Origin of the sequence: Rhodococcus sp. DMU1 (genome assembly GCF_012272955.1) — a bacterium.
GTDB lineage: Bacteria > Actinomycetota > Actinomycetes > Mycobacteriales > Mycobacteriaceae > Rhodococcus > Rhodococcus aetherivorans.
Window position 1 is genome coordinate 250,867 of record NZ_CP050953.1, and the last position, 15,343, is coordinate 266,209.

The following is a 15,343-nucleotide window of genomic DNA, read 5'->3' on the forward strand; positions in this document are numbered from 1 at the left end:
TCTCCATCTGGAGCCTGGCCAAGCTCGCCGAACACCTGACCGCGCAGAAGATCGTACCGACGATCAGCGGCGACATGCTGCGCCGCATCCTGCGCGAAGGGAAGGTCACCTGGCAGTCCACCACCACCACATGGAGGGCCTCCACCGACCCGGATTTCCTGTCCAAGATGCACGTGATCCTCGCTATCTACGACACTCCGCCGGCCGTCGGACGGCTGATCTGTGTCGACGAGTCCGGGCCGTTGAACCTGCAACCCCGCAAAGGAAATCGTGGCGACCGGCCGCATATCCGCTCCGGTTTGCGGGCGACGTATCACCGCTACGACGGTGTGATGCGCATGCTCGTCGCACCCGATTTATCGAGCGGCCGAATGTATTACCGCATCCGACCCCGCAAACGTGCCGGTTGGTTCCTCGGTTTCCTCAAGGTGTTGAGGGCGCGGTGGCCCGGGGAGAAGTTGTACGTGGTGCTCGACAACTTCTCCCCGCACCGGCACCCGGCCGTCCGTGAATGGACCGCCGACAACGACGTCGAGTGGGTGTTTCTGCCGACCTACGGGTCGTGGTTGAACTGGATCGAATCCGATTTTGCGGCCTGGCGGCACTCCGCGCTGAACGGCACCGATCATCGCAGTCACGCCGAGCAGAACGCCGCCATCGCCGCATACATGCTGTGGCGCAACGCTCGCGGAACCGAAACCCGATTCGCTCCGGATTCACCGGTCCGGTCGTGGACCGAGTATCTGCATTACCCCGGCCAAGGTTGTTTGACGAGCCACTAGCGGTAGTTTGTTGGTTCGGGAGGTAGAGGTGCAGGTCGTGACCTGCCGCGACCGAGTCCAGCAGTGCCTGCAACTGCGGTGGCGGGGGCGCCGTCGACCATGCCGGCCACCAGCGTCGCAACGCGATCCAGGGGGAAAGCCAGCCACGGATCGCCCGCAGCGCCCGCGGCCACGACGGAGCCGGCGCGGCGGTGTGTGGCCCCCCTCTCTCCGCGGCCGGGTCCGGCCTGCGATGTGGTTGCGTTCTGCCGTGATGCCGTATCATCTTGCCCTGGTGGATGATCGGAGAACCAGGCAGCCCAGCAGAAACTGAACGCACAGTTCACGAGCACCTGGTGGCGGTGGATGGCCACATCGGAGCGGACCTGGAAGTCGGCCCAGCCCAACTCGTCCTCGATCTGCTTGTAGCTCTGCTCGATCCAGTGCCGGATACCGTAGATCCGCACGATCTCGGTCAGGTCCGCGGCCGGATGCGGACCGTCGGCCTCACGCGGGCCACCGGGACGGGGAAGGTTGGTGACCAGATACCAGGTCGCCTTGTCCGGCAAAGCCGTCGGGTCGGCGGTGGCCACCACCAGACGGTGGGTGCCGTCCGGCCCCCACCAGCCCAAGGTGGCGTCCGCGGCCCACCAGGTCTCGGTGTGCCCGTCGCGGAAGGTGCGGGTCACCGCCTGCCAGTCGCCCGGCTCGTCCGGACCACCCCAGGCCAGGGCGCGGGCCGCATCGACCGGGGTGTGCGCGCCCGGCCCGTAGGCCCAGGTGCCGCGGTGCGGCCGCAAGGCCGTCACGAACGGTAGACCGGCCTCGGCGAGTTCACCGCGGAACCCGTCCTGGTCCCCGTACGCGCTGTCCGCGGCCACCGCACGGAACACGAATCCCGCATCCCGGGCCGCGGCCGCCAGGTCCGCGCCGATCGCCAGCTTCGTCCGAAAACCCGGATCGCTCTTGCCCTTCGCGAAGTGCTTCGCCGGAGTGTACGGCTGCGCGTGCACCGGATAGTACAACCGTTCGTCGGCCCACACCGTGGTGACAGTGACCACACCGTTGTCGGTCTTGCCGTACCGGCCCAGCCACTGGCGGCCGACGTGCGCGGTCTTCCTCCCGTCCTTGCGGTCCCCGCTGTCGTCGATCACCAGCACCCCGCCGTCATGCGGAGTCGTGGCCGGGTCCGCGAGGAGCATGTCCAGTCGTCGAGAATTGATTCGGTCGGCGTCCCAGCGGGATTCGGAGAGGAAGAACTGCAGTCGCTGGACCGCCGGGTGCTGTGCGCCGGTGACCGGTTCGGCCCCGGCCAGCGCGGTCAGCGTCTTGTTCCGGTCCCGTGGTGCCAGCAGCCCGGTCAGGTACTGCCGGAACCCTCGTGGCTGCGCGACGCGGGTGAACAGCTCGTCGAACCGGACCGCGTATTCCTCCAGTGGGCCCGGTGCTGCCGGGCAGGGTTGATGTCGGGTCATCACGCACCCCCAGTGGACTGCATGGGTACTACCTCCGGAATACCGCTGACCTGCACAAAAGTCAACAAACTACCGCTAGTGTCCTGAGTCGTTAATTCATTGGCAATTTGATAGAGTACGGCATGGTCGATGGGCGCGGGCCGAAGTTGGCAGTTCTGGAACTGAGCCATTCCGAGCGAGATGTGTTGCAGGGCTGGGTGAGGCGCAGCAAGACCGCGCAGGCACTCGCGACGCGGGCGCGGATCGTTCTGGCGTGTGCGGACGGATTGTCCAACAGTGAGGTTTCTCGGCAGCTGCGGGTGTCTCTGCCCACTGTCGGTAAGTGGCGCAAGCGCTTTGTCGAGTATCGGCTCGACGGGTTGAGTGACGAGCCCCGGCCGGGCACGCCACGCAAGATCAGCGATGCCCAGGTCGCGAGAGTGATCACCGCGACTCTCGAGGAGGCGCCGGCGGGCGGTGACAGTCACTGGTCGACCCGGTCCATGGCGGCCGCAACGGGGATGTCCCAGACCGCGATCTCACGGATCTGGCGGGCATTCGGCCTGCAACCGCACCTAGTGGACACGTGGAAGCTCTCGACCGATCCTTTGTTCATCGACAAGGTTCGGGACGTGGTGGGGTTGTACCTCGATCCGCCCGACAAGGCGATGGTGCTGTGCGTAGACGAGAAGTCGCAGATGCAGGCCCTCGATCGCACTGCGCCCATGCTGCCGATGATGCCGGGTACGCCCGAACGCAGGACGCACGACTACATCCGCCACGGAACCACGAGCCTGTATGCGGCACTGGATATCGCCACCGGTAAGGTCATCGGCCAGCACCAGCGTCGCCACCGGCACCAGGAGTTCCTGCGGTTCCTCAAGACCGTCGACGCCAACACCCCCGCCGAGCTGGACCTACACCTGATCTGCGACAACTACGCCACCCACAAGACCCCCGCAATCAAGAAATGGCTGGCTGGTCACCCGCGGTTCCATCTGCATTTCACCCCCACCTCGAGCAGCTGGCTCAATCTCGTCGAACGCTGGTTCGCCGAGTTGATCAACCGCAAGCTCCGTCGCTCGTCTCACCGCAGCATCCAAGCCCTCGAAGACGACGTCACCGCCTGGATCGCCGCATGGAACGACGATCCGAGACCCTTCGTGTGGACCAAGACCGCGGACGAGATCCTCGACAGCCTCGCCCGCTACTGCACCCAAATCAATAAAACAATTAACGACTCAAGACACTAGCCCTCAGCGAGCGTCATCAGTTCGGCCAGGAGCTTGGCGACCTCGCCGGCCTCGGTGAGGAACCCGTCGTGTCCGTCGCGCGAGACAAGGACGCGCAAATCACCCGATCCCGGCAGGAGATCAGCGATCTCCTGCTGCAGACGCAGCGGATACAGCCGGTCGGAGTCCACGCCGGCGACGATCGTCCGAACCGGGGTGGACGCGAGTGCGGCCTCGACGCCGCCGCGTCCGCGCCCGACGTCGTGCTGGTTCATCACGTCGGACAACACCACATAGGTGCCGGGATCGAAGCGCGCGACGAGTTTGCGCGCCTGGTGCTCGAGATAGCTCTGCACGGCGTACCGGCCGCCGCGCCACGGATCCTCGCCGTCCTGCGGGAGGTTCCCGAAGCGCGTGTCGAGTTCGAGTCCGGTCCGGTAGGTGAGGTGCGCGATGCGCCGGGCGATGGCCAACCCGGTCTCGGGGCGCCGCCCCGTGCCGTAGTAGTCGCCGCCCTGCCAGTCGGGGTCGGCCGTGATGGCGGCCATCTGCGCGCTCTGAGTGCCGATCTGGTCGGCGGTGGAGCGGGTTGCGGTGGCGAGGACGAGCGAGGCCCGCACCCGCTCGGGGTGAGCGATGATCCACTCAAGGGTGCGCATCCCGCCCATCGAGCCTCCGGTCACGGCCGCGAGGACGTCGATGCCGAGCTTGTCGAGCAGCGTCACCTCGGCGGCCACCTGATCGCGCACGGTGATCAGCGGAAAGCGGGAACCCCAGGCCCTGCCGTCGGGAGCGGCGCTGCCGGGTCCGGTGGTGCCGCGGCAACCGCCGAGAACGTTCGTCAAGACCACGCACCAACGATCGGTGTCGATCGGGGCGCCGGGGCCGACCATGCCCGACCACCAGCCGGGGGACGGATGGTCCGGCCCGGCGGGGCCGGTGACGTGCGAGTCGCCGGTGAGAGCGTGTTCGACCAGCACCACGTTGTCGCGGGCGGGGGACAGCTCGCCCCACCTCTGCATGGCGATGGTGACGTTCGGCAGCGTCTCACCGCTTTCGAGGACGAGATCCCCGATATCGATGGTGTCGAGGCGTCCGTCCGCCGGGGGCAGCTCGACGCGACGAGGCTCGGTGCCCGCCGTCAAGAGGTGACCGCCTTGAGGCTCGCGGTGGGATGGCAGGGCCGGCTGCGAATGTCGGTCATCGTGTCCTTCCGGCGATGGTGGGAGGTTCGATCGCGGCTCGCGTGCGACAGCACATCATCATCTCAATCCTCCCGACAGCAGGCTTGTCGGTGGGGTTCCACCGACCGTGTCATCACCCGGAGCACCCCACCCCGGTCGGAGGGTTGCCGGCCAGCAAGCCGGGGCTTGACGCTGGCACTCATGACTTTCGCGGCAGTCTAACGGTAAAACCGACGGAGGCTGTTGACAGGTACAGCTGGCTTCGCCTGGGAACCCGCCGCGTTCGGTCACTCGGGAGCTGGTCTGTGAACCGGCCGATGACAGGCGTAGCCGCAAGTCAAGCTCAATGCACTGCAACACAACTGTCTCATATCGCTACACCTCATTCGGCAGGCGTCCCGTGCTGTTGCGTAGTCGGACAGTCTCGGCGACGGCCGCTGACGCACGATTCACAGTCATAGCCGCCCCAGAATCCGCAGTGATGCGGACGGCCTACCTCGCAAACGGCACGACTGACGGAGGAGCTGGCCGGAATCTGACGACGAAAAGCCCGGTCTGTCGACCGGACCGCTGAGCGCAGCAAACCAGCTATCAGAAGGAGTTCACAGTGACAAACGCAGCACAGGCCGCGGAGCAGAAGGGCGAGGTGGACGTCGAGGCCATCGTCATCGGCGCGGGATTCAGTGGTCTTCGCTGTATGCACGAGCTTCGGTCGCGGGGAATCTCCACCAAGATCCTCGAGAAGGGCACCGACGTCGGCGGTACCTGGTACTGGAACCGCTACCCAGGCGCCCGTACGGACAGCGAGAGCTGGGTGTACTGCTACTCGTTCGACAAGGACCTCCAGCAGGAGTGGGACTGGAAGGAACGCTTTCCCACCCAGGCCGAGGTCCAGGCCTACCTCGGTCACGTCGCGGACCGCCACGACATGCGTAAGGACATCGAGTTCGGTGTCATGGTGGAAGCTGCGAAGTTCGACGAGGACTCGCAGCTGTGGACGGTCACGACGAGTACGGGCCAGACGTACACCTCCCGCTACGTCGTCGCAGCAACGGGACAGTTGGGCATTCAACACTTCCCCTTCGCGGGGGTCGAGAACTTCCAGGGGCAGGCCTACCACTCCTCGAGCTGGCCGAAGGAGCCCGTCGACTTCACCGGCAAGCGAGTCGCGGTCATCGGCACCGGAGCCACCGGCATCCAGATCATTCCGCTCGTGGCCCAGGAAGCCGAGAGTCTCACCGTCTTCCAGCGGACGCCGAACTACGTCATGCCTGCCCGCAACTTCGCCCTCACCGACACCCACCGCAATGCGATCAAGCGCGACTACGACCGCGTCTGGGAGCAGGTCCGGGACCAGCCGTTCGGAATGGCATTCGACCCGGTCAACCGGATCTCGGGCGACACCGAGCCTGCCTCTCGCGATCAGGTGCTGCAGGCCGGCTGGGAGGCGGGCGGGTTCCGCTACATCTTCGAGACATTCGATGACCTTCTGACCGATCAGGAGTGCAACGATCTGGCATCGGAGTTCGTCCGGAACAAGATCCGTGCGATCGTCAAGGACCCGAAGACCGCTGAGCTGCTCTGCCCGACCAATCACCCGGTCGGCGGCAAGCGGGTGCCCCTCGGGCACTTCTACTACGAGACGTTCAACCGTGACAACGTCACCCTGGTCGACGTCAACGCGAACCCCGTCGAGCGGTTCACCGAGAAGGGCCTGAAGACGGCGGACGGCGAGCTGGAGTTCGACGTGATCATCATCGCCACCGGATTCGACGCGGTCAGTGGAGCGCTGACCCACATGAACGTCCGCGGCCGCGACGGGCAGACGATCGAGAACCGCTGGGCCGACGGCGCGGAGAGCTTCATGGGGATGATGGTCGATGGTTTCCCCAACTTCTTCACCATCCTCGGCCCCCAGGGTCCGTTCGCCAACAACCCGCCGGTCATCGAGCACCAGGCCGAGTGGATCGGGAAGGTCATCACGCACTGCGAGCAGGAGGGCAAGCTCGCGGAGGTGTCCCGCCAGACGGTGAACGACTGGTTCCGCGTCACGCAGGAAGCCTTCGACTCGACGGTCCTCGGCAAGGGCGAAGAGGCGAACAGCTGGTATCTCGGCGCCAACATCCCGGGCAAGGCCCACAAGATCCTCTACTGGTTCGGTGGGGCGCCTGCCTACTTCGACCTGCTCGAGGAGGCGGAGCGCCGGGGTTTCGATCTCGTCGACGCCCCGTCAGCCGCAACGGTCGGCTGAGAGAGTGTTGTGGAACCCTGTGCTGACGCGGCGTGTCGGCCGTGGTATCCGAACGTGATCGATGATCGTGTCGGTACGTGTGTCCGTGTGTGTGCAAGCCCGCCTACGACTCGTCGCTGACCGATGCGCAGTGGGCGGTGATCGCACCGCTGCTGCCGCGACCGAGCCCGCGGCTCGGCGGCCGGCCGCCGGTGCACCCACGCCGACTGGTCGTCGACACGATCTTGTACGTGCTGGCCACCGGCTGCGCCTGGCGGTTGGTCCCGCACGATCTGGCCCCGTGGAGCACCGCCTACCGGATCTTCGCCGCCTGGAGCGCGGACGGCACCTGGGCGCGCATCCACGACATCCTGCGAGATCGGTTGCGTGCCAACGACGGACGTGATCCGCAGCCGTCGGCGGCGGTGCTGGACTCGCAGTCGGTGCGCAGCAGCGAGGGCGGCGAGCAGATCGGCTACGACGCCGGCAAACGCGTCCGGGGCCGCAAGCGTCATCTGCTGTCGACACCCTCGGGTTGATGTTGGTCGGGCTGGTGCATTCGGCGTCGGTGCAGGACCGGGCCGGGGCCCGGCTGGTGCTGGCCGGGGCCCGGACCCGGTTCCCCGGGTTGGGGCTGGTGTGGGTCGACGGCGGGTACGTCAACTCGGTCGATGCGGGCATGGTCGACTGTTGGCGAGCTGACGCAACGCCGGGTTGTGGCCCACCCCGAGGGCTCGTTGCTTGTCGTAATATGCGCGGGCACCCGGCGATCTCGACAATGCACTGAACGCCTGCGAGGTCAGGGCATCGAGAAGCCGGTCGTTGTGGACGAACCGGGCCACGGCGACCTTCTTCCTCCCGGACGCGCGGGTGATCGGCGAGGTCCCGGCGTAGTTCTTGCGTGCTTTGGCGCTGGCATAGCGGTCGTGGTCGTCACCGAACTCTGCGAGCACCCGGGCGCCGAGCGCCTGTCCCAGCCCCGGCTGGGACAAGATGATCTCAGCGGCCGGGTGCTGCCCAAAATGGGCATCTACCTGGCCACCGAGGGTCTTGATCTGGGAATTCAGCACGGTCAGGACCGCGACCAACGCCCGGACCGTCGCCGCGTCGGCGTCGGTGACCACCTCGGGTTGGCCGAGATGCTCGCAGCGCAACGCGGCTGCGATCGTAGCGGCTTTGTCCGCGACGTTGCGGCGGCGGGCACCTTTGAGTGCGGCACCTATCTGCGTGGTGGTCAGCCGGGCCGCCTGCGCCGGGGTCGGCGCCTTGGCCAACAGTTCCAGGGTGTCGGCGGCGTCGAGATCCTCGAACCCGACGAGCGCGGCGGGGAAGTAGTCGCGCAGGGCGTGCCGCAGTCGCTGGGTGTGGCGGGTCCGCTCCCAGATCATCATCTTGTGCATCCGCGCGACGACCTTGATCGCCTCGGCGCGAGCGGAATCCCCCGCCACCGGCCGCAGCTCGTGGGAGTGGGTACGGACCATGTCGGCCAGTACATGCGCGTCACCGGCATCGCTCTTGGCTCCCGACACACCGAGTCGGTCACGAAACCGTGCCGCCTGCAACGGATACACCGCCAGCACTGGGTAACCGGCCGCGACCAGCGCGCCGACCCAGGGGCCCCGGTCGGTTTCGATCCCGATCAGCACCTCGGTGTCGTCGGCGTCCTCGCCGACCAGATCGCCGATGATCGAGTGCAGCCGTGTCATCCCGGCTACACCCTCGGGCAGGCGGGCTTTGACCAGCCGGCGCCCGGAGGTGTCCATCACCTCCACGTCGTGATGGTCTTCGGCCCAGTCGTCTCCGACGAACAGTCGCATCGGTCCTCCTCGATGTCTCGATGTCGATCACCGTCGAGCAACCGGCGAGAGAACTATCAGCGACCTAATCAAGCAGTGCTCACGCCCCCGCAACGGGGTCGGGCACGACATCCCAGCAGCGATCAACTCTCCCGGCCTACCGACAGGGGCACAGTCTTTCACCAGGGCTTCGAAGTCCAGGACCAGAAAGTGCTCACCTACCGGTCGCCCACCCACCAGGAGTGTGCCGGATGGCACCACTCCCCGAACTGATTAGGACCGGTTCGTGATCTACCCGTCTTTCAAGAAACAGGTACGTGTATGGGCCGTTCGGCCGTGGTCCGACTCGTTCGTGACCGGAATGCTATGGAGTGTCCCGTCCGAACTGAACCGCCCTGGATCGAGTGGAGACTTCGTTCAGGCCACCTCGGGGATGGAGGTAGCGATGGGGCGCAGCTCACGGTAGCGCGTCTCGTACTCGTTCGGCGAGAGATAGTCGATCGACGAATGCAACCGGTCCGCGTTGAACCAGCGGACCCAGTCGGCGGTCTCCCGCTCGACCTCGGCCCGACCGGACCAGGACAGTGCCCGGTCGATCAGCTCGGTCTTGTAGAGCCCGATCGTCGACTCCATCAGAGCGTTGTCGAGGGCGTCCCCGACACTACCGATGGAACCAGCGATCCCCGACTCGACCAGCGCTTCGGTGAAGGCGAGAGAGGCGTATTGGGCGGATTCAACCGGTCGATGCAACACCGCGTCGTTGGAGCAACTGTAGCTGTTCGGTGAACACTTCGGCTGGGGTCTTCCAATCCAACACTTTCCGCGGTCGATTATTGACAGTCAGCGCGACTGCCTTGAGGTCCTCAGCGGTCCAGCGGGACAGATCGGTTCCCTTCGGGAAACACTGTCGCAGAATACCGTTCGTGTTCTCATTCGTCGGTCGCTGCCACGGTGAGTGCGGATCAACGAAGAACACTCTCGTGCCGGTGTCTAGAGCGAACTGGGCATGGCCGGACAGTTCCCTCCCGCGGTCCCAGGTCAGCGTCTTGCGGAGCTGCTCCGGGAGCGTCGTCATCGATGCCCTCAGTGTGGCGTTCATCGCGACGGCGCCGTATCCGCCGAGAGACGGACCGTTCTTCACGGCCGGCTTCTCACTCCAGCCCTCCAGGCGAGGCAGGTGCACGAGGATCGTGGATCGGCTGCTGCGCTCGACGAGCGTGCCGATCGCAGACCGGCCGGTACCGATGATGAGGTCACCTTCCCAATGCCCTGGGACAGCGCGGTCTTCGGCCACGGCGGGACGTTCGCTGATCACCACGTCCGCGGTGACATGCCCTTGTGCCTTGTTCCGCGATCGGGCTCGGGGCACCCGCAGTGCCCGGCCGGTGCGCAGGCACGCGACCAACTCCCGCTTCAGCGCGCCTCTGCCCTCGATGTACAACGACTGGTAGATCGCCTCGTGGCTGATGCGCATGGATTCATCCTCCGGGAAGTCGATGTGGAATCGTTGCGAGATCTGCTCCGGGCTCCACGCGCTCGACCACCGCCGGTCCTGCCGGTGTGGCTTGCGTCGGCCCTTCCACTCCGGCACTTCCGGGCCGGTGACGACCGCGCCGTCCGGACCTCGGATGACGCAGCTCAAGCGGTCCTGAACATAATCCCGCAGACGCGGGTTCGCCACCATCTTCGCGGTCTTCGGTCGCCGGGCCATCAGCTCGGCTTTCCACTGCGCGACCGACGCCCGATACTCCAGCATGCCGCTGCGGGTGGCGACATTGCGCCGCAGTTCACGCGAGATCGTCGACGGAGCGCGACCGAGTCTGCGCGCGATCTCACGCACACCGACGTCCTGCGCCCGCAGGATCGCGATCTCCTCCCGCTCGGAAAACGACAGGTACCGCCCACCAGGCTCGGTCAGCTCGATCGTCGACATCCCGCCACCTTGGCGGAACCAGCGGCTTCCCACCGCCGGCGACACGCCCACCATGCCGGCCGCGTCCTCCGAGGACACTCCCTCCGCGATCTTTCTCCAGAACTCGCGTTCGATGCTGCGCCGAGTGCCGGCGCACCCGGCGAGATCATCGCCGATCGACCTGTCAGCTCCTTCAACCATCCGGACGGTCTGCCCATGAACACCCTCCTCGTCAGGAGTGTTGCATCGACCGGTTGAATCCGCCTTGACTTCCAGCATCCGAGTAATGAACCAAACCTATTGATGTGAAACGGAAGTCAGTTCTTCGTCTCGTGCAGAGAGCTTGCTCGAGGACGCCGTGAACCAAGGGTGTGGCCTTCGTTGTCATCACCCGCCAACCCAATATTCGACGCGAGAACACGTCGACACAGAATGCGGTGTAGACGAACCCGGCCAGCGTCCAGCAGTAGGTGAAATCGGCTACCCACCATTGATCCGGGCGTCGCGGTGCGGCCCAGTTCCGCTCGATCAGGTCCGGATGCCGGGGCGCTCGCTCATCGCGCTCGGTGGTGACCATGCGGCGTCTGCCGCGGACCGCGCCGGCGATGCCGGTGATCGACATCAGCCGGGCCACCTGATCGCGGCCGATGTCGTGACCAGCGCGTTTCATCGCGTGCCACATCTTGCGGACACCGTAGACCCGCCGATTGGCCACATACACCGCGTGCACGGCATTCGCGGCGTAGGCGTCGGCCAGTTCGGCGGCGGAGACACGTCCGCGCGCCTTCGCCTTGTAGTAGGTGGACGGGGCGATGCTGATGCCGTGCTCGGTGAGCACGGCACAGATCGGGACGACCGAAGAATCGTTCCCGGTGGGCGTCGATGTAGTCGACAATCACCGCAGGCGGCGGTCGACCTCCGCCGCCGCGAAAAACGCACTCGCCGTCTTCAAAATCTCATTGGCCCTGCGTAATTCGGCGTTTTCCTTACGTAGTCGACGAACCTCGTCGAGGCCGGCATCGCTGTCCGACGTCGAGACGGTCGGGGAACCCTTTCGCTCCGCGGCTTCGATCCAGTTCCGCAACGTCGCCGGCGCGATGTCGAGCAGTTCGCCGACGTGGCGGCGGGCGGCGACCTTCGAGCCTCCGTGCTCGGCGATCCGGTCCCGGTACATCCGGACCGCCCGTTCCTGGGTCTCCGCGTCGTACTTCCTCGGTGCAGGCATACCAGCATTCTCCTTGTTAGATCAGGAGCCTCCACCTCGTCCAGGGCGGTTCAACCGACCCCAGGGTCCTCGGACATCGTCCCACCCGAAGGACTCCATTCCTTGGCCAAGCACAGAATGCGTCGGGGCAACCGACTGCAGGTCTCGACCACAGGACTGCTGATCGCCGGGGGTGTGACGATGGCAGCATGCCTGCTTCCGGCGTCTCCTGCCGCAGCGGAGCCGATCACGATTCCCGACATCGGGACGTTCGACCTCCCCCACCCGCCGGCGCTTCCTCCGGTGCCCACCCCTGCACCCCTCCCGGTTCCGAACCCCGCACCCCTCCCCGACACGGCACCCTCACTGCCGCCGTCGCCGTCGACCCACGGTGCGCGGGCGCTCGCCGCGGCCGAGTCGAAGATTGGCTCACCGTACCTCTGGGCTGCGGCGGGGCCGGATGCGTTCGATTGCTCAGGCCCGGTCCAGTGGGCGTACCAGCAGGCCGGTATCGTCGTGCCGCGCACCACCTACGACCAGCTCGACGGGGGACAACCGGTGGATCGGGCACACCTGCAGCCCGGCGATCTCGTCTTGTTCAACGGAGCGCAGCATGTCGGGCTCTACGCCGGGAACGGCACGGTCGTCCACGCCCCCACCACCGGGCAGCCGGTAAAACAGGCACCACTGGACTCGATGCCGCTCTACGCGGCCCGCCGGTACCAGATTTCTCCGCCCCGTACGCCGGTCGAGAAGCCGCCGGCACCAGGATGCACGGCACCCTGGGGTCGACGAATCGCGGATCCAATCCCTGTCGTGAACCATGATTTCAGGGCCTAGGGGTGCTCGTCGGGGGAGCCCCCCGAACGCCGTGGTGGGTCGGCGGGTGCGGCCGCGGTGGCGAGCGGTGGCGCATCGAGAACCCGCGACGAGACCGGACGTGAGCCGATCCCCCAGTCAGATCCGGCAGGATCACGCATCGATCCCCGCCTTGCGCCGGACCTTCGCTCCCGGGCGGGGCGCTCGGCGATATCGGTACTGCGCTCGTGCGGTGGGAAGTCGCATTCGACGGGATCCGCCAACGGCCAGCAGCGTCGAGGCCCGCTCGACCGGGTCGTCGAGTTCGCGGCCGTCGAGATACGCCAACATGGCCAGACCGTCGCAGGCCCGGGAGTCGATCAACTGTGCGCGGGCCGCCTCGTCGTCCCAGTCGATGGACGGTTTGGCGGCACTGGCGTAGTCGTCACCGCTGGTGAGTACCGCTCGCAGCTGCTGCGCCCGGTTTGCATCGACGGCCGCGAGCACCCCCCGAATCGCCGAACGGACCAGCGTGATCGTGTCCATCGTGGCGACCGCGTCGTACAGCGGCGTCGAGTCCAGAACCCGCTTGCGGCCGATCACCCCGGCCTGGTGGGCCACCTCGAGCACCGCCTCGAAGACCCTGTTCGGCCGAGTCGAACGGGCCAACCTGGCCCGCATGTCCACCAGCACCGTGTGCACGAATCCCGGATAGTCGAAGTCCAATCCACCTGCGGCGTACTTCCACCGAGCATCGAACGCGAACCGATCGACCGCCTCACGCTCGGACAGGCCCTCGAGTCGTTGCAACACCATCACCACCGCCACGATCATCGGCGGCACGCTACGACGCCCGACATCGGCGAACAGGTCGGCGAACATTTCATCCGGGAACAACCGGAAGCATTCCCGGTGCAGTACACCGTAAATCGAGTCCTTTCCCACCCGGTCCTGGCAATACTCCACCGTCGATCGGAGCAGACTCGACTGACCGGACACCCTACCCAGACTCACCCCTTCATTCTGCTCGAGCCGCCTCGATCAGCGCGGCAACGCCACGCGAAAAACACCAGCCATCTAGGCCGTCCCCAGTGTGGTCAGGGCGGTTATCTCGAGCGTCCGGTCTCCGCGTGCGCCGAACTGTGCGAGTGCGGATTCGAGGCGGGAGCGGGCATGGTCGAGATCACCGCTGAGGACGCCGAGCCTGCCGTCCGCAGAGTAAACGAACGCTCGCATCAGGGGGTCGGCGGTCTGCGCGGCGAGTGTGCGCCCGTGCTCGACCAATGTCGTCCCGGTGGGGAGGTCGCCCTGGACGCCGGCCATCACGCTGGCGCCGTAGAGCGCCTTGGCCCATTCGACGGTGGGTGGGCCCTCCTGGCGGGCGAGCAGTCGGTCGTACCCACCACCGGCTGGCATCGTGATCATGCCCGTAGGGCACTGCGTGGCGTGCTGCGGCCGTGAGTGGTGCGTCCGCGGACACCCGACCACCGATGTACGCCCGAAGGCCGTTGCTGCACTCGTCTTCTGCTGGGCAGTGTTGGGGATGCCGGCCGGCAAGCGGCTGGCCCCGGTCCTGGCCGAGCTGGTGCCGCAGTTACGCCACTTCGGCGAGCTCGACATCGACGACGAGACCGCCGCGTTGCTGGTGCGGATGTCCGCGGCCACCATCGACCGGCGCTTGGCTCCGGAACGGAAGAAACACCAATTGCGAGGTCGCAGCCACACCAAACCGGGGTCGGGTGCTCGAGTCGCAGATCCCGATCCGCACCTGGGCGCAGTGGGACGACGCGAAACCAGGGTTCGTCGAGATCGACCTGGTCGGCCACGAGGGCGGCAACGCAGTCGGCGACCATGCCTACACCCCGACCGTCACCGACATCGCCACCGGCGCGGCCGTGAACCACAGCGTGCGCAACAAGGCGCGCAGATGGGTGATCGCCGCCCTCGACGAGATCGCCGGCATCATGCCGTTCCCGATCCTCGGCGTGGACAGCGACAACGGCAGTGAGTCATCAATCATCACCTGCTCGCGTGGTACGCGAAACGCACGATCACCTTCACCCGGCCCCGGCAGGGCAACTCCAACGACGGTTGCCATGTGGAGCAGAAGAACTGGGCGATTGTGCGTACTGTGGTCGGCTACCACCGCTACGAGACCGAGGCAGAATTGCTGCTGCTCAACAAGATTTAGGTGTTGCAGTCGCAGCTGGCCAACTACTTCTGCCCGCAACAGAAACTGATCTCGAAGGTCCGTGAGGGCGCGAAGGTGATCAAGAAGTACGACACGGCGGCCACTCCGCATCGGCGTGCCGAACGACACGACGAACTCCCCGAGGAAGACCTCGCGATCCTTGCCGACACCTACGCTCGCCTGAACCCCGCCGCCCTCCAGCGGGGGATCCAGGCGCTGACTACCGAGCTGTTGACGCTGACGACCACAAGGCGGGGCCCGCGCGAAGGGCGGCCGTCACGCGGGCATCGGCACCTGAGCATTCCCGCGCGCCGTGGCGCGCGTTCGTGAGGCCGGGAAGATGCTCGTCTCTGCGTTGCCCCAGGCCACGGGCGGGCCGACCATAGCGTGTGGAGCGGTGGTCGTGACGCCACGGCCGTTGTTGCCTTGGAGCCGTAGAGCCCGAACTTGAGCCTGGTCGGGCGGGACAGTCGTAGGGATTCGTGAAGTGTTGCCGACGAGCACGAGTGTCAGACTCCACCTGTTTGCCCAGTCCCGCTTGCCGCGGCCACTGCTCCTCCGCATCCGAGAATGATCGCAGG

At 66.2% G+C, this 15,343-nt stretch carries 8 protein-coding genes, 6 pseudogenes and 1 riboswitch; of the genes and pseudogenes, 6 read left to right on the plus strand and 8 right to left on the minus strand.

Going from position 1 to position 15,343, the window contains the following annotated elements; all coding sequences use genetic code 11:
* Nucleotides 1–5 precede the first annotated feature (5 nt).
* A complete protein-coding gene (locus HFP48_RS29220; protein ID WP_282597496.1) occupies nucleotides 6–782 on the plus strand; it encodes an IS630 family transposase in 777 nt (258 codons plus the stop codon).
* Here HFP48_RS29220 and HFP48_RS29225 read toward each other — a convergent pair.
* The gene (locus tag HFP48_RS29225; protein ID WP_246872620.1) at nucleotides 779–2,236 is read right to left on the minus strand and encodes an IS701 family transposase; all 1,458 of its coding nucleotides are present in this window, start codon (nucleotides 2,234–2,236) and stop codon (nucleotides 779–781) included. The genes HFP48_RS29220 and HFP48_RS29225 overlap by 4 nt on opposite strands.
* A 122-nt stretch (nucleotides 2,237–2,358) precedes the next feature.
* Here HFP48_RS29225 and HFP48_RS29230 point away from each other — a divergent pair, with 122 nt between their 5' ends.
* Nucleotides 2,359–3,468: an IS630 family transposase gene (locus HFP48_RS29230; RefSeq protein ID WP_168580847.1), complete on the plus strand. Its 1,110-nt coding sequence runs from the start codon at nucleotides 2,359–2,361 to the stop codon at nucleotides 3,466–3,468.
* Here the strand turns inward: HFP48_RS29230 and HFP48_RS29235 are convergent.
* Complete coding sequence (locus HFP48_RS29235; protein WP_168580848.1) at nucleotides 3,465–4,592, minus strand: homoserine O-acetyltransferase; 1,128 nt, start codon at nucleotides 4,590–4,592, stop codon at nucleotides 3,465–3,467. The two genes, HFP48_RS29230 and HFP48_RS29235, sit on opposite strands and share 4 nt — an antisense overlap.
* Nucleotides 4,593–4,726: 134 nt before the next feature.
* Nucleotides 4,727–4,838, minus strand: a riboswitch (SAM riboswitch).
* A 400-nt stretch (nucleotides 4,839–5,238) separates the two neighbouring features.
* Here HFP48_RS29235 and HFP48_RS29240 point away from each other — a divergent pair.
* Together HFP48_RS29240 and HFP48_RS29245 are read left to right on the plus strand one after the other, a co-directional pair.
* On the plus strand, nucleotides 5,239–6,882 hold the full coding sequence (locus HFP48_RS29240) for an NAD(P)/FAD-dependent oxidoreductase (protein ID WP_168580849.1): 1,644 nt from the start codon (nucleotides 5,239–5,241) through the stop codon (nucleotides 6,880–6,882).
* A gap of 77 nt (nucleotides 6,883–6,959) precedes the next feature.
* Nucleotides 6,960–7,546 (plus strand): annotated as a pseudogene (locus HFP48_RS29245) (IS5 family transposase); the annotation flags it as partial.
* Here HFP48_RS29245 and HFP48_RS29250 read toward each other — a convergent pair.
* The 4 genes and pseudogenes from HFP48_RS29250 to HFP48_RS29265 all read right to left on the minus strand — a co-directional run.
* Complete coding sequence (locus HFP48_RS29250; protein ID WP_246872621.1) at nucleotides 7,521–8,678, minus strand: IS110 family transposase; 1,158 nt, start codon at nucleotides 8,676–8,678, stop codon at nucleotides 7,521–7,523. The pseudogene HFP48_RS29245 and the gene HFP48_RS29250 overlap by 26 nt on opposite strands.
* A 396-nt stretch (nucleotides 8,679–9,074) precedes the next feature.
* Nucleotides 9,075–9,386, minus strand: a pseudogene (locus HFP48_RS29255) (integrase core domain-containing protein); the annotation flags it as partial.
* Nucleotides 9,387–9,390: 4 nt separating this feature from the next.
* Nucleotides 9,391–10,739 (minus strand): annotated as a pseudogene (locus HFP48_RS29260) (IS30 family transposase).
* A 95-nt stretch (nucleotides 10,740–10,834) separates the two neighbouring features.
* Nucleotides 10,835–11,794 (minus strand): annotated as a pseudogene (locus tag HFP48_RS29265) (IS3 family transposase); the annotation flags it as partial.
* A gap of 102 nt (nucleotides 11,795–11,896) precedes the next feature.
* On the opposite strand from HFP48_RS29265, the pseudogene HFP48_RS29270 reads away from it, so the two are divergent.
* Nucleotides 11,897–12,496 (plus strand): annotated as a pseudogene (locus HFP48_RS29270) (C40 family peptidase); the annotation flags it as partial.
* Between the two features lie 249 nt (nucleotides 12,497–12,745).
* Here HFP48_RS29270 and HFP48_RS29275 read toward each other — a convergent pair.
* Nucleotides 12,746–13,453: a transposase gene (locus HFP48_RS29275; RefSeq protein WP_282597497.1), complete on the minus strand. Its 708-nt coding sequence runs from the start codon at nucleotides 13,451–13,453 to the stop codon at nucleotides 12,746–12,748.
* 195 nt (nucleotides 13,454–13,648) lie between these two features.
* A complete protein-coding gene (locus HFP48_RS29280) occupies nucleotides 13,649–13,996 on the minus strand; it encodes a hypothetical protein (RefSeq protein WP_168580679.1) in 348 nt (115 codons plus the stop codon).
* On the opposite strand from HFP48_RS29280, the pseudogene HFP48_RS31855 reads away from it, so the two are divergent.
* Nucleotides 13,976–15,014 (plus strand): annotated as a pseudogene (locus HFP48_RS31855) (integrase); the annotation flags it as partial. The gene HFP48_RS29280 and the pseudogene HFP48_RS31855 sit on opposite strands and share 21 nt — an antisense overlap.
* Between the last annotated feature and the right edge of the window lie 329 nt (nucleotides 15,015–15,343).

What these genes read in the sequence shown, in the direction of transcription:
- HFP48_RS29225 (WP_246872620.1), bottom strand. Translation starts at nt 2,236, where the DNA reads ATGACCCGACATCAACCCTGCCCGGCAGCACCGGGCCCACTGGAGGAA.
- HFP48_RS29230 (WP_168580847.1), top strand. Translation starts at nt 2,359, where the DNA reads ATGGTCGATGGGCGCGGGCCGAAGTTGGCAGTTCTGGAACTGAGCCAT.
- HFP48_RS29250 (WP_246872621.1), bottom strand. Translation starts at nt 8,678, where the DNA reads ATGCGACTGTTCGTCGGAGACGACTGGGCCGAAGACCATCACGACGTG.
- HFP48_RS29275 (WP_282597497.1), bottom strand. Translation starts at nt 13,453, where the DNA reads ATGTTCGCCGACCTGTTCGCCGATGTCGGGCGTCGTAGCGTGCCGCCG.
- HFP48_RS29280 (WP_168580679.1), bottom strand. Translation starts at nt 13,996, where the DNA reads ATGATCACGATGCCAGCCGGTGGTGGGTACGACCGACTGCTCGCCCGC.